Origin of the sequence: Streptomyces sp. 3211.6 (assembly GCF_003634815.1) — a bacterium.
In the GTDB taxonomy this organism is placed as follows: Bacteria; Actinomycetota; Actinomycetes; order Streptomycetales; family Streptomycetaceae; genus Streptomyces; species Streptomyces katrae_A.
Genome location: NZ_RBXC01000001.1, coordinates 3,938,496 through 3,963,568, shown reverse-complemented (window position 1 = coordinate 3,963,568; position 25,073 = coordinate 3,938,496). Strand labels below are relative to the sequence as shown.

Here is a 25,073-nt window from a genome sequence, read left to right as displayed (position 1 = left end):
TGGCGCGTTGTGGACTATTCCCAAAGCTACGCTGCCGATGAGCACCCCGGCAGCGCTTTCGTGTGACGATCGTAGGCCTTGAGTTGACCGGCTGACATGCCAGGACGGTGGTACTGTGCGCGCCTCGCTGATCCAAATCGCGGTGACCGACGGAGAGTCGGTGGCCTCACGGCGGTCCCGGGCCGCCGAACTCGTCCGGGAACAGGGCGATTCCGACCTCGTCGTGCTGCCCGAACTGTGGACGGTGGGCGCCTTCGCCTACGAGCAGTTCGAGACGGAGGCCGAGCCGCTGGACGGGCCGACGTACGAGGCCATGTCCAAGGCCGCCCGCGACGCCGGGGTCTGGCTGCACGCCGGCTCGGTCGTGGAGCGCGCGGGAGACGGCTCCCTCTACAACACCGCGCTCGTGCTCTCCCCGGCGGGCGAGCTCGCCGCGACCTACCGCAAGATCCACCGGTTCGGCTTCGACCAGGGCGAGGCGGTGCTGATGTCCGCCGGGGACTCCCTGACCACCGTGACCCTGCCCGAGCAGACCCTGGGCCTGGCCACCTGCTACGACCTGCGCTTCCCGGAGCTGTTCCGGGGGCTCGTCGACGCGGGCGCCACGACGATGGTCGTCTCGGCCGGCTGGCCGGCCCGGCGGCGCGAGCACTGGACCCTGCTCAGCCGGGCCCGGGCGGTGGAGGACCAGGCGTACGTCCTGGCCTGCGCGACAGCCGGCACCCACGCGGGCGTCGAGCAGTCCGGGCACAGCCTGGTGGTCGACCCGTGGGGCGAGGTCCTCGCGGAGGCGGGCCCGGGCGAGACCGTCCTGACGGTGGACCTCGACCCGGCGAAGGTGGCGGAGACCCGCGACCAGTTCCCGGCCCTCAAGGACCGCACCCTGGGCCGCTGACGCCGGCCCCGGGGGCCGCTCCACACCGGCGGCCCCCCGCCCGCCCTCAGTCCCCGCCACCCTCCCGCTCCCCCTCCCCGTCCCGCTCCCGCTCGGCCATCCGGATCACGCACACCGCGACCGCGACCATCAGCGCCGCGTCCGCCTCCTCCCGGACCACGTCCACCGCGTACGTCTCCCGGATCCGGTACCACTGGCGCGAGATCAGCGCCAGCAGCTCCCCCTCGTACTCGACCTTGAACTCCCGGTCCAGGATCCGCCCGCTGACGTCGAGCTCCGTCCCCTCGGACATGGTCACGCGGAAGTGGTTGCGCAGCAGCGACAGCCGCTTGCGGCGGATCACCGCGAGCCGCTTCCCGTCCCGCTCCAGGGTCATCGCGTCGCGGACGCCGGGGAACCCGCCGAACAGCCGCTCCCGCAACGTGATCAGGACCCGCCCGGCCGGATCCTCCAGCTCCAGGGTGTCGCGCAGCCGCAGCGCCTTCCCGTCGACGAGGAAGGCGTGCCGCCCGTCCTCGTCCTCGATCCAGTAGTCGTCCCCGATGGCCAGCATTTTGTCCCGAACGAGGTATTTCACACGCAGATCGCTTCCCGGAACAGGCCGCCGCCATGCCCCTTCTCCACGCGCCCGGCCCGGCGGCGGCTAGAGCCCGTCGGTATCGAGCGTGATCCCGAAGGGCTCGGGCAGAGCCACCGGGGTCCCGAAGGGGTGCGGCCCGTCCACGGCCTGGTACCCGAGCTGCCCGGGCTCGGAGAACAGGGTGACCTCACGGGTCATCCGGTCCACGAGCAGGTAGAGCGGCGCGCCGTACTCGGCGTACCGCCTGCGCTTCACGATGCGGTCGGTCTCCGCGTTGGTCTCCGAGGTCACCTCCACGATCAGGAGCGTCTGATCGGGAACCAGCGCCGCGGCGCCCGCGGCGAGCTCTTCCGGGACCACCGTGAGATCCGGCACGTACCAGTTCGGCGACCGGGGGCAGTCCAGGTTGCCCGAGCCGGTGATGCAGCCGAGCTCCCGGACCCGCTCCGTGATCTGGTACCGGATCCGCTCGGCGGCCCGTTCGTGGTCCCATGTCGGCGTCCTGACCTCGCCGCTTCCCCCCTGGATGACCCCCTCGACGATCTCCACCCGGTCACCCTGCATGTGCTGGATGGCGTACTTCAGAGCCAGTTCGGGATCCACACCCTGGGTGTAGTCGCCGGACTCGGCGGCGGTGGCCATCAGGCAGCTCCTTCCGTCACGGTTCCACGCTCGCACGCCGCCCGCCCCGCGGTCCCCCGGTGGCGGGACCGGTCACCCGTCCGGGTGGGGGCCGCCGGGGCGTGAGGGCGGATGGCAAGCTTGAAACATGAACGATGCTGCCCCGGCGCCCACCCCCGCGCCCGCACCCCGCAAGCGTGCCCGTGTCCGTGCCCCCGAGCTGATCGGCAAGGGGGGCTGGCTGAACACCGGAGGCAAGGACCTGAAGCTCTCCGACCTCCGAGGTCGCGTATTGATCTTGGATTTTTGGACCTTCTGCTGCATCAACTGCCTGCACGTCCTTGACGAGCTGCGCGAGCTGGAGGAGAAGCACCGCGACACCGTGGTGATCATCGGGGTGCATTCGCCGAAGTTCGTCCACGAGGCCGAGCACGCCGCCGTCGTCGACGCCGTCGAGCGGTACGAGGTGCACCACCCGGTGCTGGACGACCCCGAGCTCGCGACCTGGAAGCAGTACGCCGTGCGGGCCTGGCCCACGCTCGTGGTGATCGACCCCGAGGGGTACGTCGTCGCCCAGCACGCCGGTGAGGGGCACGCGCACGCCATCGAGCGGCTCGTGGAGGAGCTGGAGGCCGAGCACGAGGCCAAGGGGACGCTGCGGCGCGGGGACGGGCCCTACGTGGCGCCCGAGCCCGTCGCCACCGACCTGCGGTTCCCCGGGAAGGCGCTCGTGCTGCCCTCCGGGAACCTGCTCGTGTCCGACTCCACGCGGCACCAGCTGGTGGAGCTCGCCGCCGACGGGGAGACCGTCGTGCGGCGCATCGGCAGCGGGGAGCGCGGGTTCGGGCCGGAGGCCTTCAGCGAGCCGCAGGGGCTGGCTCTGCTGCCCGACGGGCGGGTCGTGGTCGCCGACACCGTCAACCACGCGCTGCGGGTGTTCGACCCGGCCACGGGTGCGGTGGAGACCGTCGCCGGGACCGGGCGGCAGTGGTGGCAGGGGTCCCCGACCTCCGGGCCGGCCCTGGAGGTGGACCTGTCCTCGCCGTGGGACGTGGCCTGGTGGCAGGGCCGGGTGTGGATCGCCATGGCCGGCGTGCACCAGCTGTGGACCTGGGACCCGGAGGCCGGCACCGTCCAGGTGGCCGCCGGGACCACCAACGAGGGGCTGGTCGACGGGCCCGCCGCCGAGGCCTGGTTCGCGCAGCCGTCCGGGCTCTCGGCCGCCGGGGACCGGCTGTGGATCGCCGACTCCGAGACCAGCGCGCTGCGGTACGTGGAGGAGGACGGGGAGGGGTACGCCGTCCGCTCCGCCGTCGGGACCGGGCTGTTCGACTTCGGGCACCGCGACGGTGACGCCGCCCAGGCCCTGCTCCAGCACCCGCTCGGGGTGACCGCCCTGCCCGACGGCTCGGTCGCGGTCTGCGACACGTACAACCACGCCCTGCGCCGGTTCGACCCGGCCACCGGCCAGGTCACCACCCTGGCCACCGATCTGCGCGAGCCCAGTGACGCCGTGCTGGCCGGCGAGGACATCGTGGTCGTGGAGTCCGCACGGCACCGGCTGACCCGGCTGCGGCTGCCGGAGGAGGCCGTACGGGTCGACGCGGTCGCCCACCGCACCCAGCGGGCCGCCACCGAGGTGGCCCCGGGCACGCTCCGCCTGGACGTGGTCTTCCAGGCCCCGGCGGGCCAGAAGCTGGACACCCGCTACGGGCCCTCCACCCGCCTGCTGGTCTCCTCGACCCCGCCGGAGCTCCTGGCGGCGGGCGAGGGCGCCGGCACGGACCTGTTCCGGGACCTGGAGCTGAACCCTGACGTCACCGAAGGGGTGCTGCACGTCTCGGCGATGGCCGCGTCCTGCGACGACGACCCGGCGAACGAGTACCCGGCCTGCCACGTCCACCAGCAGGACTGGGGTGTCCCGGTCACTGTCACGGCCTCCGGCACCGCCCGCCTGCCGCTGGTGCTGGCAGGCATGGACGGCTGACGCGGGCGGCAGCGGGCCCTGGTCCTTCCTGGGGGTCAGCCCTCCAGGAAGGACAGCAGGGCGTTCGCCAGGAGGAACGGGTCGTCGGAGCCGCAGAGTTCGCGGGCCGAGTGCATCGAGAGGATCGCCACGCCGATGTCGACGGTCTGGATGCCGTGGCGGGCGGCGGTGATGGGGCCGATGGTCGTGCCGCAGGGCATGGAGTTGTTGGAGACGAACGTCTGCCACGGCACCCCGGCCCGCTCGCAGGCCGCGGCGAAGACCGCGCGGCCGCTGCCGTCGGTGGCGTAGCGCTGGTTGACGTTGACCTTCAGGATGGGGCCGCCGTTGGCGCGCGGGTGGTGCGAAGGGTCGTGCCGTTCCGCGTAGTTGGGGTGGACGGCGTGCCCGGTGTCGGAGGAGAGGCAGATGGTGCCGGCGAAGGCGCGGGCCTTGTCCTCGTAGGTGCCGCCGCGTGAGAAGACTGAACGTTCCAGCACGTTGCCCAGGAGGGGGCCGTCCGCGCCGGTGTCCGACTGGGAGCCGTTCTCCTCGTGGTCGAAGGCGGCCAGCACCGGGATGTGGTCCAGCTTGTCGGAGGCGGAGACCGCGGCGAGGGCGGCGACGCCCGCGTGCACCGACAGGAGGTTGTCCATGCGGGGGCCGGCGAGGAGTTCGCGGTCGCGGCCGAGGTAGGCGGGCGGCTCGATCGAGTGGACCATCAGGTCCCAGCCCGCCACCGAGCCCTGGGGCAGGCCCTCTTCCTCTTCCAGGAAGGCGATCAGGTCGCCCTCGCGGGCCTCGCCCAGGCCCCAGATCGGCTGCATGTGCCGCTGCTTGTCCAGCTTGAGGCCGTCGGTGTTGACCGAGCGGTCCAGGTGCACGGCGAGCTGGGGGACGCGCAGCAGCGGGCGGTCGACGTTGACGAGCCGGTCGGTGCCGTCGCGCAGCGAGAGCCGGCCCGCCAGGCCCAGGTCGCGGTCGAGCCAGGTGTTCAGGAGGGTGCCGCCGTAGATCTCCACGGCGACCTGCCGCCAGCCCTGCGAGCCCGTGTCCGGGACGGGCTTGACGCGGAGGTTGGGGGAGTCGGTGTGCGCCCCGATGATCCGGAAGGGGGTGTGCGCGGCCGCGCCTTCGGGCACGTACCAGGCGATGAGCGCGCCGCCGCGCAGGACGAACCGGCCTCCCGTGCCCGAGTCCCAGGCGTCCGATTCCGACAACTGCCTGAAGCCTGCCTTTTCCAGCCGCTCGGCCGCGTTGGCCACGGCGTGGTACGGCGACGGACTGGCCGTCAGGAAGGTCATCAGATCGTCGGTGTGGCCGCGGTCGAAGCGGGCGGGAGAGCTCATGTGGTTCACCTTAACGACGGTCGTGTTCGCCATGGCCGGGCTGCGGCGGATAGCCGAGGGGGTCGGGGTACCGCGGGGTGCGTGGCCCGCGGACTCCGGGGTTCTCAGCCCGGCGGACGCTCGAATCGGCGCTGCAGCTGCCGGCGCTCGCCCCGGCGGATGCGCGGGAGCATCTCGGGGGTCTGCGGCGGGCGCTGGGCACGTCTTTTGCGTCCGGCGCAGAAGATACAGGCCTCGCCGGGCGGGGCATCGGGGTCGACGGGTGCTCCGGGGTGCTCGGAGCATCCCGAGGCGCCCCGCGGCCGGGACAGTTCGCGGGCGACGATGAACGCCCGGTGGAGGTCGTCGGCGAGGCGGACGAAATCCTGGTCGGGTGAGCCGAGCGTGAGGTGGAAGCGCTGTTCGTCGATGCCGCGCAGGTACCGCCGCAGTACGTCGAGGGTGTAGGGGGGATCCGGTACGGGGTAGCCCAGGCGCCGCTGTTCCGTCGGGGCGGCGGGCGCGGCCGGGCGGCCGCCGCGCAGCCGCCGGCCGAGGCGGCGGCGGTCGTTGCAGATGAGGCAGCGGCCCCAGCCCTCGGGGGCCTCGGGGTCGAGGGCGCCGTTGGGGTGCTCGGGGCAGCCGGTGTAGCTCTTGGCGGGGGCGAGGCCGGCGGCCGTCTGGAAGGCCACGTACAGGGCGTCGGCCACGGGGTCGTACTCGGCGGGGTGGGCTCCGTCGTAGAGGTCCTTGATCCGGTCGCCGAGGGCGCCCACGTTGGCCTGGAGCTCCTTGAGGGCGTACGGGCGCCCGGTGGGGACCGTGTACCCCCTGCCGCTGTGCTGCTGCTCCTGTGGACTCATGTCTACGAGCGTCCCACGAACCGCTGACAACCGGGGAACCCGGTGGCCGCGGAGCCGCTGCCGGGGTCCGGACACACCGGCGGCCGGACCCTCGACAGGAGGGGTCCGGCCACCGGTGCGTACGTGTACACCGCGTACAGCTGGGGGGCTGCCTTAGAAGGCGGCCTCGTCGAGCTCCATGAGGGAGTTGTCGACGGACTCGGCCAGCGCGCGCTGGACCGAGACGCCCGGCAGGACCTGGGCGGCGAAGAACTTCGCGGCGGCGATCTTGCCGGTGTAGAAGGGCACGTCCTTGGCGGAGGCGGTCGCCAGCTTCTCGGCGGCCACGGCGGCGCCCTTGAGCAGCAGGTACCCGACGACCACGTCACCGGAGGCCATCAGCAGGCGGGTGGTGTTCTGGCCGACCTTGTAGATGTTCTTGACGTCCTCGCCGGTGGCGGTGAGGTCGACGATCATCTGGCCGACGATGGCCTCCAGGTCCACGGCGGCCTTGGCCAGCGCGTCGCGGGCCGGGGCCAGCTCCTCGCCGCCCACGCCCTCGGCGAGGAACTTCTTGATCGTCTCGGAGAGGACGTTCAGCGAGGCGCCCTGGTCGCGGACGATCTTGCGGAAGAAGAAGTCCTGGCCCTGGATGGCCGTGGTGCCCTCGTAGAGGGTGTCGATCTTGGCGTCCCGGATGTACTGCTCGATCGGGTACTCCTGCAGGTATCCGGAACCGCCGAAGGTCTGCAGGGACTCGGAGAGCAGCGCGTACGACTTCTCGGAGCCGTAGCCCTTCACGATCGGCAGGAGCAGGTCGTTCAGGCCGATCTCGGCGGAGGCGTCCTCGCCGGCGGCCTCCTTGAGCTGGATCGCGTCCTGGATGGAGGCGGTGTACAGCACGAGGGCGCGCATGCCCTCGGCGTAGGCCTTCTGCGTCATGAGCGAGCGGCGCACGTCCGGGTGGTGCGTGATGGTGACCTTGGGCGCGGTCTTGTCCATGAAGTTCGCCAGGTCCGGGCCCTGCACGCGCTCCTTGGCGTACTCCAGCGCGTTGAGGTAGCCGGTGGAGAGGGTGGCGATCGCCTTCGTGCCGACCATCATGCGGGCGAACTCGATGATCATGAACATCTGGCGGATGCCGTCGTGCTTGTCGCCGATCAGCCAGCCCTTGGCGGGGTGCTGGTCGCCGAAGGTCATCTCGCACGTGTTGGAGGCCTTGAGGCCCATCTTGTGCTCGACGTTCGTCGCGTAGACGCCGTTGCGCTCGCCCAGCTCGCCGGTCTCCCAGTCGAAGTGGAACTTCGGGACGAGGAAGAGGGACAGGCCCTTGGTGCCCGGGCCGTGGCCCTCGGGGCGGGCGAGGACGTAGTGGAGGATGTTCTCCTCCATGTCGTGCTCACCGGAGGTGATGAAGCGCTTCACGCCCTCGATGTGCCAGGAGCCGTCCTCCTGCTGGACGGCCTTGGTGCGGCCGGCGCCCACGTCCGAGCCCGCGTCGGGCTCGGTGAGGACCATGGTGGAGCCCCAGCGCTTCTCGACCGCGATCTGGGCGATCTTCTTCTGCGCCTCGTTGCCCTCGGCGTGCAGGATGCCGGCGAACGCCGGGCCGGAGGAGTACATCCAGATGGCCGGGTTCGAGCCGAGCAGCAGCTCCGCGTAGGCCCAGATCAGGGAGCGCGGGGAGGTGGTGCCGCCGATCTCCTCGGGCAGGCCCAGGCGCCAGTACTCCGAGTCCATGAAGGCCTCGTAGGACTTCTTGAAGGAGGCCGGGACCGGGGCGGTGTTGGTGGCCGGGTCGAAGACCGGGGGGTTGCGGTCGGCGTCCGCGAAGGACTCCGCCAGCTCGTTCTCGGCGAGGCGGGTCAGCTCGGACAGGATGCTCTTGGCGGTCTCGGTGTCCATCTCGCCGAACGGGCCGGTGCCGTACAGCTTTTCACGGCCGAGCACCTCGAAGAGGTTGAACTCGATGTCGCGAAGATTCGACTTGTAGTGCCCCATGGCGACGGCTCCGTTAAGGCTCGGGGAGACAGGTTCCTCGTACATACCAATCGGTAACCTCATGATGCTACCCACCAGTAATAAGACGCAACCCCTCTTCGGCGACTGTGACCAGCGTCAACCGGGTCCGGCTGGAGGGTGCCTGGGGGCGGGGGCCGCTCGGTAGGCTTCGGCCCATGTACGGCTACGACCAGAACGTGAGCGCGGGGCAGCAGCAGTACGCCGCCCCGCAGCAGATGGCCGGCGGGTACGGCGAGCAGCCGCTGTACCCCGAGCCCTCGCCGCCGTCGCTCGCCGACGCGGTGCGGGCCTTCACCACCGGGTCGCTGTCCGCGGAGGACTTCCAGCAGATCTTCGCGACCTCCAAGGTCTACTGCCCCCGCGGCGAGACCCCCGGGTTCCTGGCCCTGCACAACACGCAGCAGCCGGTCATCCCGATGTTCACCACGCTCAAGGAGCTCCGCCGGTACGCCGGCAAGGAGTCCAAGTACTTCGTGATCACCGGCGCCGAGGTGATCGACCTGCTGCCGACCGGGTACGGCTTCGTCCTCGACATGGAGGGCGACCACCGGATGGTCTTCGACGCCAAGGCCGTCGAGCAGATGGTCGACTTCGCGATGCGCCGCATGTACGGCTAGTCGCGCCGGTACCAGGCCCTGCGCACCCCCCGGGAATGCTTCCGGGGGGTGCGCTGTTCTGTGCGGGTGGCAGGAAGTTCTAGATTCAACTAAACTTCTGCCAGAAGGAGGTCCTGACCATGCCCGCAGTGACTGCCCAGAACCCGCTCGCGCTGCCGCGCGTCATCGCTCCCGCCGAAGGTGACCGGACCCGGCCCGTGCTGGGCGTGGTGGACGCGCCCTCCGGCTTCGAGGGCGAAGGATTCCCGGTGCGACGCGCCTTCGCGGGGATCAAGTACGAGTACCTCGACCCGTTCATCATGATGGACCAGATGGGCGAGGTGGACTACGCGGCCGGCGAGCCCAAGGGCACCCCCTGGCACCCGCACCGCGGCTTCGAGACCGTCACCTACATCATCGACGGCACCTTCATCCACCGTGACTCGCACGGCGGCGGCGGAGTCATCACCAACGGCGACACCCAGTGGATGACGGCGGGCTCCGGCCTGCTGCACATCGAGACCCCGCCCGAGGAACTCGTGATGTCCGGCGGCCTCTTCCACGGCCTCCAGCTGTGGGTGAACCTGCCCGCCAAGGACAAGATGCTCGCGCCGAAGTACCAGGACATCCGCGGCGGCACCGTCAAGCTGCTCGCCTCGCAGGACGGCGGCGCCCTGATCCGCCTGATCGCGGGCGACCTCGCGGAGCACACCGGCCCCGGCGCCACGCACACCCCGATCACGATGATCCACCTGACCGTCAGCCCGGGCGCCGAGGTCACGCTGCCCTGGCGGAGCGACTTCAACGCCCTCGCCTACGGCCTCGCGGGCAGCGGCGCGGCCGGCGCCGAGCGGCGCCCCTTCGGCATGGGCCAGACGGTGGTCTTCGGCAACGGCGACGGGCTGACCGTCCGCGCGGACGCCGGGCAGGACTCCCGCAGCGAGAACTTCGAGGTGGTCGTCCTCGGCGGTCTGCCGATCCGCGAGCCGATGGCGCACTACGGGCCGTTCGTCATGAACAGCCACGCCGAGCTCCAGCAGGCCTTCGACGACTTCCAGGCCGGCCGCCTGGGCGTCATCCCCAGCACCGACGTGACGGGCCTCGGCCACCGGGGCGCCGGTGCGGCGGAGCCGGAGGAGACGACGGCCTAAGGACCGTCCTCCGCCGCCGCGGGGTCCTCCCCGGGCCCCGCGGCGGCGGGAGCGCAGCGGGCGCGGAGTTCCGACAGGACCCCGAAGGCGGCCGCCGTCAGCGGGACCGCGAGCAGCATCCCGAGGATCCCCGCGACGCTCGCCCCGGCGGTGATCGCCAGCATCACCGCCGCCGGGTGCATCTGCACCGTCCGGCTCTGGATCACCGGCTGGAGCACGTGCCCCTCCAGCACCTGCACCGCCAGCACCACGCCCAGCGCCCACAGCCCGATCACCCACCCCCGGTCGGCGAGGGCCACCAACACGGCGACGGCGCACCAGGCCGCCGGCCGCCGCACCGGTTCGGGCAGCGGCGGCCGCGACCCGGCCGGGGTGCCTTCCGGCGTCGGGGCCGGGCTCGGGCTCGGGGTCGGCATGGGCATGGGCATGGCCGGGCCGACCTTTCGGTCAACCGGGGCCGGCCGGTCAGTCGGCGGGCCCGGGGGCTTCGCGGTCCTCGTCACCGTCCGGCTTGGCCCGTTCGTACAGCTCGAACCAGATCGACTTGCCCTCGCCGCGCGGATCCACGCCCCAGGCGTCGGCCAGCATCTCCATCAGCAGCACGCCGCGGCCGCTGGAGGCCATCTCGCCCGGGTGGCGCTTGTGCGGCAGCTCGTCGCTCGCGTCGGCCACCTCCACGCGCAGCCGCCGCACGCCCCGCTCGCCCGCCGCCTCCGCGACCAGCAGCGCGTCCCCGTCGGTGTGAACCAGCACGTTCGTCACCATCTCGGAGACCATCAGCACCGCCGAGTCCACCTGCTCGGCGTCCGCCCAGTCGTGCAGCAGCTCCCGCACCTGCCGCCGGGCGCCCGCGATCCGGGCCGGCTCGGCCTGGGCCACGGTCAGCATCGTGCGCCGGGCGGGCCGCACCGGGTGCTCGGCGGGGGTCCCGCAGCCGCAGCTCGGGCTCTCGCGGCACAGCAGCACCACGGCTATGTCGTCCTCGCGGCGGTCGGCCAGCGGGCCCGTGGTGTGGTGCGAGGAGGGCCCGTGCACGGCCTGGACCAGCAGGTCGGCCAGGCGCTCCAGGTGGTTGTCCGCGTCCCCGCCGCCCTCGCCGCCCTCACCGGGGGCGGCGCGGTCGTGCGCGTCGGACTCCAGGATCGCGCGCAGCCGCGCCCAGCCCGTGTCCAGGTCGTGCCCGCCGGTCTCGATCAGCCCGTCCGTGCACAGCATCAGCGTCTCGCCGGGCTCCAGGGCGAACCGCGTCGTGGGGTAGTCGGTGTCCGGGACGATCCCGAGCGGCAGCCCGCCGGCCGTCGGCCGCATCAGCACCGTGCCGTCGGCCATCCGCACCACCGGGTCGGGGTGCCCGGCCCGGGCGATCTCCAGCGTGCCGGTCCGCGGGTCGCACTCCACGTACAGGCAGGTCGCGAACCGCGGGCTGCCGAAGTCGGCGTCGGCGTCCGCGTCCGGACCGGAACCCGCGCCGGGGTCCTCGTCCCGGGCGGGCGCCGAGCACAGCCCCGCCAGGAAGCGGGAGGCGCGCGAGAGCACCGCGTCCGGCCGGTGCCCCTCGGAGGCGTAGGCGCGGACGGCGATGCGCAGCTGGCCCATCAGCCCGGCGGCCCGTACGTCGTGCCCCTGGACGTCGCCGATGACCAGGGCGAAGCGGCCGGAGGGGAGCGGGATCACGTCGTACCAGTCGCCGCCGACCTGGAGCCCGCCGCCGGTGGGGACGTAGCGGGCGGCGATGGTCATGCCGGGGATGTCGGGGCCGAGCTGCGGCATCATCGACCGCTGGAGGCCGGTGGTGAGTTCCCGTTCCGATTCGGCCACCCCGGCCCGCTGGAGGGCCTGGGCGAGCATCCGGGCCACGGTCGTCAGCACCGACCGCTCGTCCGGGGAGAAGGTCACCGGGTGCTTGAACGCGGCCATCCAGGCCCCCAGGGTCCGCCCGGCCACGATCAGCGGCAGGAAGGCCCAGGAGGCCCGGTCGAAGCGCCGGGCGAGCGGCCAGGTGACCGGGAAGCGCCGTTTGTAGTCCTCCGGCGTGGGGAGGTAGATCGCCCGGCCGGTCCGGACGACCTCGGCCGCCGGGTAGTCGGTGTCCAGGGCCATGGCCGAGAAGGGGCCCTCGTCGCCGGGGGCGTGCCCGTGGTGGCCGATGACGGACAGCTGGTCGCCCTCCATCCCGAAGACGGCCAGCCCGTCCGGGCTGAAGCCCGGCATGGACAGCGAGGCCGCCACCCGCAGCACCTCGGCGGTGGAGCGGGCCTCGGCAAGGGCCCGGCCGGCGTCCAGCAGGAAGGCCTCGCGGGAGCGCCGCCAGTCGCCGGTGATCGGGGTGTGCGCGGCCGTGGTGCCGGGCTGGGGTTCGGCGATCTCCTGGATGGTGCCGATCAGCTCGTAGTCGACGCGGCCGTCGGCGGTCCGGTTCTCCACGGGCTTGGAGCGGCTGCGGACGGTGCGCAGCACCCGCCCGTCCTCGTCCATGATCCGCAGCCGGGCCTCGGCGAGGGTGCCCTCGGCCACGGCGAGGTTCACGATGCCGTTGATCTCGTTCCAGTCCACCGGGTGGAAACGCGCGCGGGCGGCCGCCTCGGGCAGGACGACGGGCTCGGCGGGCAGCCCGAGCAGCCGGGCGGCCTCGCCGTCGAGGGTGACCGTTCCGGAAGCGTTGTCCCACCGCCACAGGCCGGTCGCGATGGCGGCCAGGACGTCCTCGGTGCGCACCCGGCCATCTTTACAGGTCACCCGGCCGGGCCGCCCGTCCGGAGCCCCCCCGCCCGCGCCGCCGCGGGTGCGCCGGCCGCTGCGCTCCGGTGCGTCGGCCCCCGCGCTCCGGGCACGCCCGGTACGTACCGCTGCCGGACGGTAACCTTGGGAGGGTTGAGTCCACCTGGAAAACGCGTAGAACTGGATGACTGATGCATCGGTACAGGTCCCACACGTGCGGCGAGCTCCGTGCCTCCGACGTCGCATCCGACGTCCGGCTGAGCGGCTGGGTGCACAATCGTCGAGACCTGGGCGGCATCCTCTTCATCGATCTGCGTGACCACTACGGCATCACGCAGCTCGTGGCCCGCCCCGGTACCGCGGCGAACGAGGCCCTCAGCAGCGTCACCAAGGAGACCGTCGTCCGCGTGGACGGCAAGGTCGTCTCCCGTGGTGCCGACAACGTGAACCCCGAGCTCGCCACCGGCGAGATCGAGATCGAGGTCACCGAGGTCGAGGTGCTCGGCGCCTCCGCCCCGCTGCCCTTCACGATCAACACCGACGACGGGGTGAACGAGGAGCGGCGTCTGGAGTACCGCTTCCTCGACCTGCGCCGCGAGCGCATGCACCGCAACATCATGCTGCGCTCGGCCGTGATCGCCTCGATCCGTTCGAAGATGGTGGCCCTCGGCTTCAACGAGATGGCGACGCCGATCCTCACCGCGACCTCCCCCGAGGGCGCCCGCGACTTCGTCGTCCCCTCCCGCCTGAACCCGGGCAAGTTCTACGCCCTGCCGCAGGCCCCGCAGCAGTTCAAGCAGCTGCTGATGATCTCCGGCTTCGACCGGTACTTCCAGATCGCGCCCTGCTTCCGTGACGAGGACGCCCGCGCCGACCGCTCGCCGGGCGAGTTCTACCAGCTCGACGTGGAGATGTCCTTCGTCGAGCAGGAGGACGTCTTCCAGCCGATCGAGCGCCTGATGACCGAGCTCTTCACCGAGTTCGGCGGCGGCCGCGAGGTCACCTCGCCGTTCCCGCGGATCCCGTTCCGCGAGTCGATGCTGAAGTACGGCAACGACAAGCCCGACCTGCGCGCCAAGCTGGAGCTCGTCGACATCTCCGACGTCTTCGAGGGCTCGGAGTTCAAGGCGTTCGCCGGCAAGCACGTGCGTGCGCTGGCCGTGCCGGACACGGCCGCCCAGCCGCGCAAGTTCTTCGACGGCCTCGGCGACTACGCGGTCTCGCTGGGCGCGAAGGGCCTGGCCTGGGTGCGCGTGGGCGAGGACGGTTCGCTGACCGGCCCGATCGCCAAGTTCCTCACCGAGGACGACGTCAAGGTCCTCACCGAGCGTCTGGGCCTGGCCGCCGGGCACGCCGTGTTCTTCGGCGCGGGCGAGTTCGACGAGGTCTCGAAGATCATGGGCCCGGTCCGGGTCGAGGCCGCCAAGCGCGCCGGCCACTTCGAGGAGAACGTCTTCCGCTTCTGCTGGATCGTCGACTTCCCGATGTACGAGAAGGACGAGGAGACCGGCAAGATCGACTTCTCCCACAACCCGTTCTCCATGCCGCAGGGCGGCATGAAGGACCTGCAGGAGAAGGACCCGCTCGACATCCTGGCCTGGCAGTACGACATCGTCTGCAACGGCATCGAGCTGTCCTCCGGCGCCATCCGCAACCACGAGCCCGAGGTCATGCTGAAGGCCTTCGAGATCGCCGGTTACGAGGCCGAGACCGTCGAGCGCGAGTTCGCGGGCATGCTGCGCGCGTTCCGCCTGGGCGCCCCGCCGCACGGTGGCATCGCCCCGGGCGTGGACCGCATCGTGATGCTGCTGGCCGACGAGCCGAACATCCGCGAGACCATCGCCTTCCCGCTGAACGGCAACGCCCAGGACCTGATGATGGGCGCGCCGACGGTGCTGGAGGAGAGCCGTCTGCGCGAGCTGAACATCGCGCTGCGCAAGCCGGTCGAGACGAAGGCCGCGGACGCGAAGCCGGTCGCCGAGGCCGTGCACCCGGACGCCGCGCGGTAACGCCGCCGCGCCGGCGCTCTCGTAGGGAGCGGGAAGGGCCCGGGATCCTCGCGGATCCCGGGCCCTTCGTCTTGTCCGCCGCCGCCGGCCGTCAGAACCGGTCGAGGACGCCCTTGAGGAGGGCGGCAGAGGTCAGTTCCGCGGGGGCGGGGCCGGCGTGGAAGAAGCCGGCGTTCTCGGCGTCCAGCTTGCGCAGGAAGTCGAAGGCCTTGGCGTCGTGGTCGCCGAAGGCGACGAACTGCCAGTGGATGCCGGGGGCGGTGGCGGCGGCGTCGGCGATCGCCTGGCGGGCGGGGCGGACGTTGTCGGGGGCGCCGTCCGTCTGGAAGACGACCAGGGCGGGGCTGGTGCCGCCGTCCTTCTGGTACCGCTCGACAACGGCCTCCACGGCCACGTGGTAACTGGTGCGGCCCATCCGGCCGAGTTCACCGTGGCGGGCCTCGACCCAGGACTCGTCGTGGGCGTCGAGGGTCAGTTCGGCGGTGCCGTCGAGTTCGGTGGAGAAGAACACCGTGTGCACGGTGGCCTCCTCGTCCAGGTGGGCGGCGAGGGCCAGGGCGTGGTCGGCGAGGTACTGGGCGCTGCCGTCCTTGTAGAACCCGCGCATGGAGCCGGAGCGGTCGAGGACCAGGTACACCTTGGCCCGGGCCCCGGCCTTCCCCTTGGCCCGGAGCACCTGTCCGGCGGCCTTGTACGCCGCCCCGACCGCCCCGCCCTTCCGCCGCACCGCGGAGGCGGGCAGAGCGGGCCCGCCGACGGGCTCGGCCTCCGGCTCCGCCTCCGGCCGGGGCTCGGGCTCGGCGTCGGCCTGCGCGGCCAGGGGCTCGGCCTCCGGCTCCGCCGGCGGGGCGGGGGCCTCCGGCGCGACGGGCTCGGGGACCTCCTGTGCCTCCGGCTCAACGGGCTCGGCCGCTGCGGCCACCGGCTGGGGGGCTTCCTCCGCCTGCGGCGCGGAGGCGGCGGGCGCCTGCCCGGCCTCCGCATCGGCCTGCATGGCCAGGGGCTCGGGTGCTGCGGCCACCGGCTCGGGGGCCTCCTGCGCCTGCGGCGAGGCTTCGCCGGCCTGGGCGGCCAGGGGCTCTTCCGGCGCGGGCTCGGCGGCTGCCGGTTCGGGGGTGTCCTGTGCCTGCGGCGCGGCTTCGCCGGCTTGGGCGGCCAGGGGTTCGGTGTCTGCGGGGGCCTCGGTGTCGGCCTGGGGCTCGGGGGCGGTGGTTTCCGCCGCCTGCGCCGCGGGCTCGTCGGCCGGTTCGGCTGCGGGGGCCGGCTCCGCCTGGGGGGCGGGGGCCTGTGCCTGCGCTGCCGTGGCCTCGGCCGGGGTCGCCACGGGTTCGGCGTCCGCGGCGGCCTCGGTGTCGGCCTGGGCGGCCAGGGGCTCTTCCGGCGCGGGCTCGGCGGCCGCCGGTTCGGGGGTGTCCTGTGCCTGCGGTGCGGCTTCCTCGGCCTGGGCGGCCAGGGGTTCGGTGTCCGCGGGGGCCTCGGTGTCGGCCTGGGGCTCGGGGTTGCCCTGCGCCTGCGGTGCGGGCTCCCTGGCCGGTTCGGCGGGGGGCGGGGTGGGGGTCGGGCGGCGGGCCTCCGGGACGGAGGGGTCCGTCGTGGGGGCGGGGGCGGTGAGGAGGGTGCCCGCCTCACGGTCGCGCGGTGCCGACTGCGGCGGGACCGTCGGGTTGTCGAAGGACGCCGCCACCAGCTCGGCCGCCACGTCCAAGGGCGTGCGTTCGGCCTGGTTGGGAACGGCCGCCGCTGGGGCGTCCGACGTTTCGGGGACCGGCTCCGCAGTCCTTCCGAACACCTTGCGCAACAAGCTCCGAATACCCATGGGCCAGGCCTTTCGCATGAGTGCGTGCGTCATTTGTCCGTGCTGCGCGGTTGATCCCTGCCCAGAGTGGACACGTAAGGTTATCGGCCCCTTGGCTGGAACGACGGCAGGGGCGCCCTTCGTGGTGCCCGTCCTACCACCCAACCCGCCCGCCCGCACGAACTGGCCCTCCGCCGTGCCGGGTTCATCCACCGTTCATCCCCGCGCCGCCGCATCGGCGCAGCCCGCGTCTGCCGCCGCGGCCGGATTCTTCGTACGGAGCCACCGGAGGAAGGCGTGCGCGAGCTCCGGCCGATCATCAGACGTTCCGTGCGTCCGGGCGATCTGGCCGATGGGCACGCCCAGTTGTCCAGCCGGGTGTTTCACGTGAAACACCCCGACCTGACCTCCCTCAACTCCCCTCCGGCAGCCGTCCCACCGGGAGACGGAGGGTGGTCAGGGCGCCGCCGTCGGGGGCGTTGGCGAAGCTGAGGGCGATGTCCAGGACGGCCGCCTGGCCCACCGCGATCGTCAGTCCCAGACCGTGGCCGCGGCCGCGGCCGGGATCTCCCGTGCGGAAGCGCTGGGGGCCCTGTTCGACCAGTTCGGCGGGATAGCCGGACCCATGGTCGTGGATCGTCACCACCGGCCCCTCCACCGTGACCTCGACCGGTGGCCGCCCGTGCTTGTGGGCGTTGACCAGCAGGTTGGCCAGGATCCGGTCCAGGCGCCGCCGGTCGGTGAGCACCACCGCGTCCCGGACCACCCGGACCTCGGCGCCGAGCCGGGACCCGGCGACGGCCCGCCGTACGGCCCGGCCCAGCTCCACCCGCGCCAGGTCGGCGCGCTCCACCCCCGAGTCCAGCCGGGAGATCTCCAGCAGGTCCTCGGTGAGCAGGTGCAGGGCCCGCAGCCGGTCCTCGATCATCTCCTTGGGCCGGCCCTCGGGCAGCAGCGCGGCGGCGGCCAGTGAACCCGTCAGCGGGGTGCGCAGCTCGTGCGCGACGTCGGCCGTGAACCGCTTCTCCGCCTCCAGCCGTTCCTGGAGCGAGGCGGCCATCGAGTCCAGGGCCTGTGCGACGTCCCGTACCTCGTCGGGGGAGCGGTGGGTGCCTCGGGCGCCCCCCTCGGCGGGGAAGCCGACCCGGGCGTCCAGGTCGCCGGCGCTGATCCGGCGGGCGACGGCGGCGGTGGTCGTGAGGCGGCGGCTGATCCGGTTGGCGAGGAACAGGCCGGCCAGGGCGACCACCCCGGCCGCGAGGGCCGAGGAGGCGAGGATGGCGGTGTCCAGGTCCCGGAGCCGGGCACGGGTGCTCTCGTACGGGATCCAGACCGCGAGGGCCTGCCGGTCGGCGGGGCCGGCGGCCCACATGACGGGCTTGCCCTGGTAGGTGCCGACCATGCTGCCGGTGCGGCCGTGTGCGACGAGCTCGCGCAGGGGGCCCGGGAGGCCGGGCGGGTCGAGGGCGGCGTGCACGTCGCCGTGGGCGGTGCCGTACTCGTAGTGGCCGAGGGCGTGCTCCAGTGCGCGGTCCACCTCCTTGCGGACCTCCCCGACGACCTGCCGGGCGACCACGTTGTGCACGGCGATCCCCAGGGCGGCGGCCACCGTGCAGCACACCAGGGTGGTGGTCAGGGCGATCTTCCAGCGGAGGCTGCTCAGCGCGCGCATCGCTGCCGGTCCGCGCTCAACGGGACGTCGGTCAGGGTGGGACAGTCGTCGAGGGTCAGCTGCGACAGGCTCATGCTCTTGGTGTGCGGGTCCCAGACGTAGTCGGAGACGGAGATGTAGACCGGGTTCGAGGTCGGTTCGCGGACGGCCAGGTGTTCGGCGGCCACCTCCACGCCCTCCAGGACGCCGCGCCGGGAGAGGATGCGGGCGATCCTGCCGTCGTCCTGGACGGTGTAGACCCGCAGTTCGCTCAGGCGGCCGTCCACGTCCAGGGCGGTGATCAGCTCTTCCCTGCCGTTGCCGGTCAGATCGTGCAGGATCCCCGGCCGCACCGGGCAGAAGGGTCCGCCGTCCACAGCCTGTGTGCAGAGCGCGAGCCGCTGGACGGCCCGGGGGTCCACGAGCCGGCCGGTGCCGCCGTCCTCGGCGGTGGCGGAGGTGATGTCGGCCCGTACGACGGCCAGCGCGTCCACCCCGCGCATGCTCAGCCCCGGCACCTTGGGCAGGCCCGGGACCACGGCGGCCGCGCCGGGCTGCTGCCCGGGACCGGGGGGGTCGGGGAAGTAGCCCTTCCACAGGGTCCTGGGGGCGTGGACCGTGCCCTGGTCGCCCTGGTCCTTGAGCCCCTCCACGTCCGCGCACCCGGCCGCCGCGACCGCCAGGAGGGCGGCCAGGGCGGGGGCGGCCAGACGGCGGCGGGGGCGCATGCTTCGATGCTGCCGTGCGGCGGGGGCCGGGGCCCCCGGTTACTGCTCCGGTTGGGCGATGGCCCGGGCGGCCGCCACCTCCTGGTGGAGGGGGGACAGGACGCCGGCCTCCTCGGATTCCGGGGGGATGTCGACCCGGTACAGGACGGGGCTGCTGCGGACCCCCTCGGCCAGCTCGCGCAGCTGCCCGGCGATACGGGCCACCTCGGACGGGGGCGGGGCGGGGGCTCCGTGGTTGACGCGGACGCGGGCCGCGGTGGTGGCGTCCACGATCCGTTCCACGGCCACCACCAGCGGCCACCAGGCGGCGGCGCGGCTGCCGGTCGGCGGGGGTTCGGTCAGGGCCCGCTGGAACTCGCTGCGGACGCCCGACAGGTCGCGGTAGATCCGCCGCCGGGCCTGGAGCCGGGACTGGCGGGCCGCCCGCAGTTCGGCCTCGCCGGCGACGGGGACGAAGGCACACTCCACGTAACGGGCCGCGTCGTCCACGGCGTCGGCGAGCCGGTCGCCGATCCGGGTGTGCCAGCTCTCGGGCCACAGCAGGTAGCCGGCGACGAGGGTGATGGCGCAGCCGATGAGACTGTCCAGCAGCCGGGGCCGGATCAGGTCGAAGCCCTGGTGGTTGAGGAGGTCCGACAGGAGCAGGATGACCGGGGTGATGGCCGCGGTCTGGAAGACGTACCCCTTCGCGGAGAACGCCGGGATCAGCGCGGCGAGGACCACCATCACCGGGACGTCCCACCAGCCGCGCGGCACCTCCGCCAGCACGCCGGCGGCCAGGACCAGTCCGGCCGCCGTCCCCAGCGCACGCAGCACCGCGCGGGAGAAGACCGAGCCGAAGTCCGGTTTGAGGACGAAGGTGACCGTCAGCGCCACCCAGTACGAGCGTTCCACCTCGACCAGGGAGACCAGCGACTGGGCCAGGCCGATGCACAGGGCCAGCCGGAGCCCGTAGCGCCAGGAGGCCTCGGACAGCATCATGTCGCGCACCACCCGCCCGGCCCGCACCCGCAGGGCGGCGGGCCGCCCCAGCCGGTCGTCGACGTTGTACGGGTCGGGCTCCGCGAGGTGCACGATCTTCGCCGCGTGCCGCAGGGCGGCGTCCACAGCCCGCTCGGACGGGCTCTGCGGGGCGGGCAGGTCGAGGACCGGGGTTCCGGTGCGGCCCTCCTCGACGGCCGCGGCCAGCTCCCGCACCGCTGCCGGGACCTCGGGCGGCAGCGGGCGTCCGCGCAGGTGGGCGGCGGGCGCGGCCTCGACCAGCGGGATCAGTACGTTCAGCTGGGCCAGGATCCGCACCAGGGACGGGCTGCGCCCGTGCACCCGGGCGCGGCGGCCCAGGACGAGGTCGTAGGCCTGGTTGAGGGCGTGCGTGACCTGCTGTCGGCGCTCGTCGTACACGGGCGCCGGACCACCCGCGGCCTCCAGGGCGTCGGCGACGGCCCGGTAGCCGGCCGCGACGGCGGCCCGTTCGGGCTGCCGTCCGCGCAGCGGCCAGCCCAGCAGGGTGAGCAGCAGGACGAACAGGCCGCCCGCGCTCAGCAGCAGCGGGGCCGTCCACCAGGGCTCGGGCATCGGCAGGCCTGCCCCGACGACGGCGTTGAGCAGGAACACCAGCCCGGACGCGGAGGCGACCGTGCCGATCGAGGAGATCATCCCGGACACCAGGGCGATCAGGGTGAGGACGGCGACCGCGACCCAGCCGTGGCCGTAGACGAGCGTGCCCAGGGCCACCCCGACCGCGCCGAGCAACTGCGGGAGCGCGATGTTCAGGACCCGCATCCGGTAGGCGTCGGCGGTGTCGCCGATCACCCCCGACAGGGCGCCCATCGAGGCGAGCGCCCCGTACTCGGGCTCGTCCACGGCGAAACCGACGGCGAGCGGTACGGCCATCGCGATCCCGGCGCGGACGACCGCCGCCCAGGAGACGGGGTTCCTGCTCGGCCGCAGTCCCGCGAGCAGCCAGGCGGGGGGAGCCAGGGGGCGGGCCCGGGGCGGCTCGTGCGGTATGTGCTCGGTGCGTCGTTCGGTGGTCATTCCGCTTCCGTGTCACCGCTCGCGAATCGGTTCTTCTGGGGCTTTCTGCGGAGGATGAGTACCTTCCGAGCTTATGGGGTGCGGCGGAGCCGGCCCGTCAGCCATGCGGTGAGAGCGGTGACCAGACCGACGCCGAGGACCACCCAGGCGGTGGTGCGCAGGAACGCGGTGAGGGCGTCGTACACCGCTCCGGCGGCGGCCCGGTCGATGTCGGCCGGCAGGTCGTCGAGGGTCAGGCGGCGGCACACGGCGACCGCGATCCCCAGCAGGACGGCCCCGACCGCGATCCCGACACCGGTGGCCAGCACGGCGCGGCGCCGCCGCACGGCCACCGCCACGGCCGCCACGGCCAGCAGCAGGGTCAGCACGGGAAGCCACACCCCGGCGATCTGCAGCATGCGGAACCCCTTCCGGAGGGCGCCGAGGTTGTCGTACTCCATGACCTCCACGGACAGGTGGGTCTCGGGGATGCGGTCGGCGAACGGCACCCCGTCGGCCACCAGCTCCCCTTTGACCTGCGCGATCACCGGCGCGAGGTCGATGGTGACGGCGTTCCCGTGGCCACTGGTCAGCGCCTCCAGGAACGCGGTGTGGGCGGCCCGGTTGGCCGCGTCCCAGGCGGTCCGGTAGGCGGGGGTCCCGGCGAAGGAGCGCAGGGCCTCCCCGAGCAGGGCGTCCACCCCGCCCTGGAAGGGGCCCGCCTCGATCTGCCCGGACAGGGCGCGGCCGGCCTGGGTGACGACCACCTCCTGCACGGCGGGGTTCGTCGCGAGGGGGGACATGGCGGCGGTGTAGCGGTCGGCGTCACCCAGTTGGCGGTCGGCCCAGTACGCGACCGCGCTCGCGGGCACGAGGAGGGCCACGAGCACGATCAGGGCCGCCGACAGGTAGGTGCGCACGTCACCAGGGAAGGCGGACGCGCCGCCCGACGCCACCCCCGTTGCTGCGTACGGGGAGCGGCGGCGGCCGAGTCCCGCCCGGACGGGTGATCCACTTGCCGCCCCGGGGCGGCGGGTGTGCCCTGGAGGCTGGAAGAGAGGAGCCCGCCATGGCACACGCGGCCCCCACCGCCCCGCGGCGGTACCACCGTCCGACGGCGTCGGCGCAAGCACACGACATCACCAGGGGCGCCCTGGCCCGCCCGCTGCTGGCCGGCCTCGTCTACGGGGTCTGGGCGGCCTTCATCAAGCGCCAGATGGGCCCGGTCGACGCGGGCAACGTCTTCTACGGAATCCTCTGCGGCGTCATCTTCGCGGGGATCATGTTCGCCCTCGCCCGGCTCGGCCCGAGGCTCAAGCGGGAGGTGCACGCCGCCGCCTACGGGGTGTTCATCGGCTGCGCCGTCGGCTATCTGCACAGCCTCACCAACCAGTCCGTGCTCCGCGCGACCGTCGTCGGCCTCTTCTCGGGCATCGGCGTCGGGCTCGTCGCCTTCTACCGGTACTACACGCGGGAGGACTGAAATCCCGCGCACCGGGCCGTGGCGCCGGTTGCCGTACCCCGTCGCCGGGGCGCGGCAACCGGCGCCGCCTCATGGCCGGGCCCGGCCGGTTACGCGGCCGGGCCCTCGGTGTGCCGCCGGGGTTCGCCGGCCGGGGCGGTCTCCGGGGCCTCGGCGGCGCTCTCGCGGGCCGGGACCTGTGGTGCGGGCCGGTCCTTGCGGGCCGCCGGGGAGAAGCGGGCCGCCTCCGCGCGGATCATGGCGTTCAGGGCGGCGTACGGGTCGATGGGCATGACGGAACCTCACGGTGGTCCGGGGGCGTGCGGGGGGAGTTCTCGTGCTCGGCCCGCTCAGCAGCGCAGGACCACACTCCGTACCGTCCGCGGGGACACGGCCGCCCCGGCCGGTCCGCCCTGGGCCACACGGGTGGACTCGCCCGCGTGTTTCACGTGAAACGTCCCCGGCAGCCCGCGCGGGGCCGGAGCCCCGCGCACGACCGTCCGTAGGTCCGCCCGGCCGTCGGGATCCGCGGCCGGATCCGACTGCCCCTCGGCGGGGTCGGCCGGGGCGGAGGAGGCGGCACGGGGATCGGCCCCGGCGGTGGCGGCTGCCACCGGGCCGGCGCCGAACAGGCACAGCAGGGCGACGCAGGCCACCGTCAGGGCCCGCGCCGGCACCGTCCGCGCGTACCGCGCACCGCTCATGAGGTCTTCCCTGCCCCGCCGTCCCCGGCGGCTCCCCGGCCGCCGCCGAGAAGCCCCCGACCGGGGGACGGGAACACCCCCCTCGGCTGACGGGCGGCGGCCGCGCGCACCGGGTTCAGCCGGTGCGCAGGGGGCCGGTCAGCCGTGCGAGGACGGAGGTCTCGCCGCTGACCAGCCGCAGCCGTGCCCGTCCGCCCCGGTCGGGCGAGGTCACCCCGTACGGGGAGACCCGCTCGACGGTGAACACGGCCGTACGGTGGTCCGCGCGCGGGATCTCGATGATGCGGCCCCGCCGGAGTTGGGAGAGCGGGAGCCCGTTGCCGGTGACCACGGCGGTCCCGGCCGAGCCGGGGGCCGGGCCGGCGCTGTCCCAGCCGGCCGTGTCCTCACCGGCGGGTGTGCCCTCGGCCAGCGGGAGGTCCACCCCCAGGCTGGGGATGCGCAGCCGCAGCGGCCGTGAGGGGCGCAGTGGTCCGGCCGCTCCGGTACGGCTCCTGCGGGCCGGGGCGTGGCCGTGGGTGCCGGAGTGCTCCAGCTCGCGCACGAGGCGGCGGTGGCCGGACAGGCCGAGCGCGCGGGAGGGCAGGGCGTCGGCGATGGTCGAGGTTCCCGGATCCCGGCCCGCTCCGTCTGCGCCGTCCGCGCCGCGCAACAGGGCGATGCCGGTACAGAGCAGAGTGACCGTCAGTGCGGCGGCCGCCCATCGGGCGCGGGACATGGCATTCCTCCTGGGCCGGCTCGGGCGGCCGGTTCCTCGGAGCGTGGCCCACGTGCGGGGGGTCGGCGCGTCGGTGACGTACCCGAGTTGACGGGGTGTCATCGGTGTGTCGGGGGGTGTGCGGGGAGTCTTCGCAGCTGGCGGTGGGGGGTGGGGGGTGGCTGCGAAACCAGGGGCCGGTGCGGCCGAACGGGTGAGGGGCGCCTCGAACGCCGGCGGGGCCGGAGGCAGCGGGCTGGAGCTACGGGAGGGGGTCCGCGGGCCAGTTCAGGAGGCGGGCGCCGAGGGTGGCGGTCTGGAGGGTGTACCGGTGGGCGGGGTCGGCGGGGTTGTGGCCCGTCAGGCTGTGGATGCGTTCCAGGCGGTACGTCAGGGCCCGCACGCTCAGGTCCAGCCGCCGCGCCGCCTCCGCCGACACGCAGCCCGCGTCGAAGAAGGCGGTCAGCGTCTCCAGCAGGGGTACGGCTCCGCCGCGGCCGCCCCGCAGGGGGCCGAGCACGGTCAGGACCAGGTCGGCCAGGGCTCCCCGGTCCCGGGTCAGCACGGGGTAGACCAGCATGTCGGCGGCGCGCAGCACGGGGCCGTCGAGCCCGAGCCGGTCCGCGAGGCCGATGGCGCGCAGGGCCTCCGCGTACGAGGCGGCCACTCCGCCCACGCCGGGGTGCGGGCGCCCGGTCGCGACGAGCCCGCCGGGGCCGGAGCCCGCGTGGGCCAGCCGGGCGAAGCGGGCCGGTACCGCGTCGTCGTCGCCGGGGGCCACGCAGATCAGCCGGCCCTCCCTGACGGCGAGCAGGGCCGTCCCGGCCAGGGCCCGCTCCAGCCGCCGCACCTCCGGGCCGCCGTCCGCATACGGGGCCCGCGCCCGGGCGACGGCCACCGTGTACGACGCGGCCATACGAAGGCCAAACCGCCCGGCGTGCGACGCGAGGCGGTCCGGGGTGGTGTGGCCGAGGAGGAGGGCGTTGAGGAAGTCGTGGCGGGTCGCTTCCTCCTGGCGCAGTGCCAGCCGTGTGGCGCGGCCGTGGCCCTCGGCGACGGCGTCCACGGCCTGTTCCACGACGGCGGCCCGGTCGCCGAGCGCGGCGCGGGCGGCGGTCAGCTGGGCGCCGAGCAGGGCGCCGAGGCCGTACCCGGCCTCGGCGGCGTGCTCCCCGAGGTCGCGGAGGGCGTCCAGTTCCTCGTCCGCGGGCCGCCGGCCGGTGGCCGAGACCTCCCCGAGCATGCGTACGTACCCGGTCAGGTACTCCTCGGGTATGTCCCGCCCCGCCGCC

Annotated in this window: 21 protein-coding genes and 1 pseudogene; 6 read left to right on the top strand and 16 right to left on the bottom strand. The window is 73.5% G+C overall.

Annotated elements, in window-relative coordinates:
- Positions 1-115: 115 nt before the first annotated feature.
- Entirely contained in the window at positions 116-895 is a 780-nt protein-coding gene (locus tag BX286_RS18255; protein ID WP_079428466.1) for a carbon-nitrogen family hydrolase, read from the top strand.
- 46 nt (positions 896-941) lie between these two features.
- Here BX286_RS18255 and BX286_RS18250 read toward each other — a convergent pair whose 3' ends face one another.
- Complete coding sequence (locus tag BX286_RS18250; RefSeq protein ID WP_121015525.1) at positions 942-1,472, bottom strand: LURP-one-related/scramblase family protein; 531 nt, start codon at positions 1,470-1,472, stop codon at positions 942-944.
- A 66-nt stretch (positions 1,473-1,538) separates the two neighbouring features.
- Entirely contained in the window at positions 1,539-2,117 is a 579-nt protein-coding gene (locus BX286_RS18245) for a Uma2 family endonuclease (protein WP_121015523.1), read from the bottom strand.
- A gap of 127 nt (positions 2,118-2,244) precedes the next feature.
- Between BX286_RS18245 and BX286_RS18240 the strand changes: the two genes are divergently transcribed.
- Positions 2,245-4,083, top strand: coding sequence for an NHL domain-containing thioredoxin family protein (locus tag BX286_RS18240; RefSeq protein WP_121015521.1), 1,839 nt, complete (start codon positions 2,245-2,247; stop codon positions 4,081-4,083).
- A 35-nt stretch (positions 4,084-4,118) separates the two neighbouring features.
- On the opposite strand, the gene BX286_RS18235 is transcribed toward BX286_RS18240, so the two are convergent.
- From BX286_RS18235 to BX286_RS18225, 3 genes are all read right to left on the bottom strand, one after another.
- Entirely contained in the window at positions 4,119-5,411 is a 1,293-nt protein-coding gene (locus BX286_RS18235; protein WP_079431821.1) for a M18 family aminopeptidase, read from the bottom strand.
- Between the two features lie 104 nt (positions 5,412-5,515).
- Positions 5,516-6,253, bottom strand: coding sequence for a hypothetical protein (locus BX286_RS18230; RefSeq protein ID WP_079428458.1), 738 nt, complete (start codon positions 6,251-6,253; stop codon positions 5,516-5,518).
- A 153-nt stretch (positions 6,254-6,406) separates the two neighbouring features.
- Entirely contained in the window at positions 6,407-8,233 is a 1,827-nt protein-coding gene (locus BX286_RS18225) for an acyl-CoA dehydrogenase (protein WP_079428456.1), read from the bottom strand.
- A gap of 176 nt (positions 8,234-8,409) precedes the next feature.
- Between BX286_RS18225 and BX286_RS18220 the strand changes: the two genes are divergently transcribed.
- On the top strand, positions 8,410-8,871 hold the full coding sequence (locus BX286_RS18220; protein ID WP_042815576.1) for an SseB family protein: 462 nt from the start codon (positions 8,410-8,412) through the stop codon (positions 8,869-8,871).
- A 119-nt stretch (positions 8,872-8,990) separates the two neighbouring features.
- Entirely contained in the window at positions 8,991-10,001 is a 1,011-nt protein-coding gene (locus tag BX286_RS18215) for a pirin family protein (protein WP_121015519.1), read from the top strand.
- Here BX286_RS18215 and BX286_RS18210 read toward each other — a convergent pair.
- Together BX286_RS18210 and BX286_RS18205 are read right to left on the bottom strand one after the other, a co-directional pair.
- A pseudogene (locus tag BX286_RS18210) lies at positions 9,998-10,315 on the bottom strand (AI-2E family transporter); the annotation flags it as partial. The gene BX286_RS18215 and the pseudogene BX286_RS18210 overlap by 4 nt on opposite strands.
- 151 nt (positions 10,316-10,466) lie before the next feature.
- On the bottom strand, positions 10,467-12,716 hold the full coding sequence (locus BX286_RS18205; protein WP_100863356.1) for a SpoIIE family protein phosphatase: 2,250 nt from the start codon (positions 12,714-12,716) through the stop codon (positions 10,467-10,469).
- A gap of 194 nt (positions 12,717-12,910) precedes the next feature.
- Between BX286_RS18205 and aspS the strand changes: the two genes are divergently transcribed.
- Positions 12,911-14,728, top strand: a complete 1,818-nt coding sequence (gene aspS, locus BX286_RS18200) for an aspartate--tRNA ligase (protein ID WP_079428450.1) — start codon at positions 12,911-12,913, stop codon at positions 14,726-14,728.
- 91 nt (positions 14,729-14,819) lie between these two features.
- Here the strand turns inward: aspS and BX286_RS36630 are convergent, their stop codons facing one another.
- The 5 genes from BX286_RS36630 to BX286_RS18170 form a co-directional block, all read right to left on the bottom strand.
- On the bottom strand, positions 14,820-16,427 hold the full coding sequence (locus BX286_RS36630; RefSeq protein ID WP_315974744.1) for a VWA domain-containing protein: 1,608 nt from the start codon (positions 16,425-16,427) through the stop codon (positions 14,820-14,822).
- Between the two features lie 508 nt (positions 16,428-16,935).
- Positions 16,936-18,195, bottom strand: coding sequence for a HAMP domain-containing sensor histidine kinase (locus BX286_RS18185; protein ID WP_079428446.1), 1,260 nt, complete (start codon positions 18,193-18,195; stop codon positions 16,936-16,938).
- Positions 18,183-18,902 carry a hypothetical protein gene (locus BX286_RS18180; RefSeq protein WP_121015517.1) on the bottom strand — a complete coding sequence of 240 codons (720 nt, stop codon included), beginning with the start codon at positions 18,900-18,902 and terminating at the stop codon, positions 18,183-18,185. Before BX286_RS18180 ends, BX286_RS18185 begins: the two co-directional genes overlap by 13 nt.
- Before the next feature lie 39 nt (positions 18,903-18,941).
- Positions 18,942-20,939: an FUSC family protein gene (locus BX286_RS18175; protein ID WP_121015515.1), complete on the bottom strand. Its 1,998-nt coding sequence runs from the start codon at positions 20,937-20,939 to the stop codon at positions 18,942-18,944.
- Between the two features lie 71 nt (positions 20,940-21,010).
- The gene (locus BX286_RS18170) at positions 21,011-21,838 is read right to left on the bottom strand and encodes a hypothetical protein (protein ID WP_079428441.1); all 828 of its coding nucleotides are present in this window, start codon (positions 21,836-21,838) and stop codon (positions 21,011-21,013) included.
- Between the two features lie 149 nt (positions 21,839-21,987).
- Between BX286_RS18170 and BX286_RS18165 the strand changes: the two genes are divergently transcribed.
- On the top strand, positions 21,988-22,401 hold the full coding sequence (locus tag BX286_RS18165) for a hypothetical protein (protein ID WP_100863358.1): 414 nt from the start codon (positions 21,988-21,990) through the stop codon (positions 22,399-22,401).
- An 89-nt stretch (positions 22,402-22,490) separates the two neighbouring features.
- Here BX286_RS18165 and BX286_RS18160 read toward each other — a convergent pair whose 3' ends face one another.
- From BX286_RS18160 to BX286_RS18145, 4 genes are all read right to left on the bottom strand, one after another.
- Positions 22,491-22,673 (bottom strand): hypothetical protein, encoded by a 183-nt coding sequence (locus BX286_RS18160; RefSeq protein WP_100863359.1) that lies wholly within the window; start codon positions 22,671-22,673, stop codon positions 22,491-22,493.
- 57 nt (positions 22,674-22,730) lie between these two features.
- Entirely contained in the window at positions 22,731-23,084 is a 354-nt protein-coding gene (locus BX286_RS18155; RefSeq protein ID WP_121015507.1) for a hypothetical protein, read from the bottom strand.
- Positions 23,085-23,199: 115 nt separating this feature from the next.
- Positions 23,200-23,802 (bottom strand): class F sortase, encoded by a 603-nt coding sequence (locus tag BX286_RS18150; protein ID WP_079428432.1) that lies wholly within the window; start codon positions 23,800-23,802, stop codon positions 23,200-23,202.
- 241 nt (positions 23,803-24,043) lie between these two features.
- The gene (locus tag BX286_RS18145; RefSeq protein ID WP_121017684.1) at positions 24,044-25,024 is read right to left on the bottom strand and encodes a CdaR family transcriptional regulator; all 981 of its coding nucleotides are present in this window, start codon (positions 25,022-25,024) and stop codon (positions 24,044-24,046) included.
- Positions 25,025-25,073 lie beyond the last annotated feature (49 nt).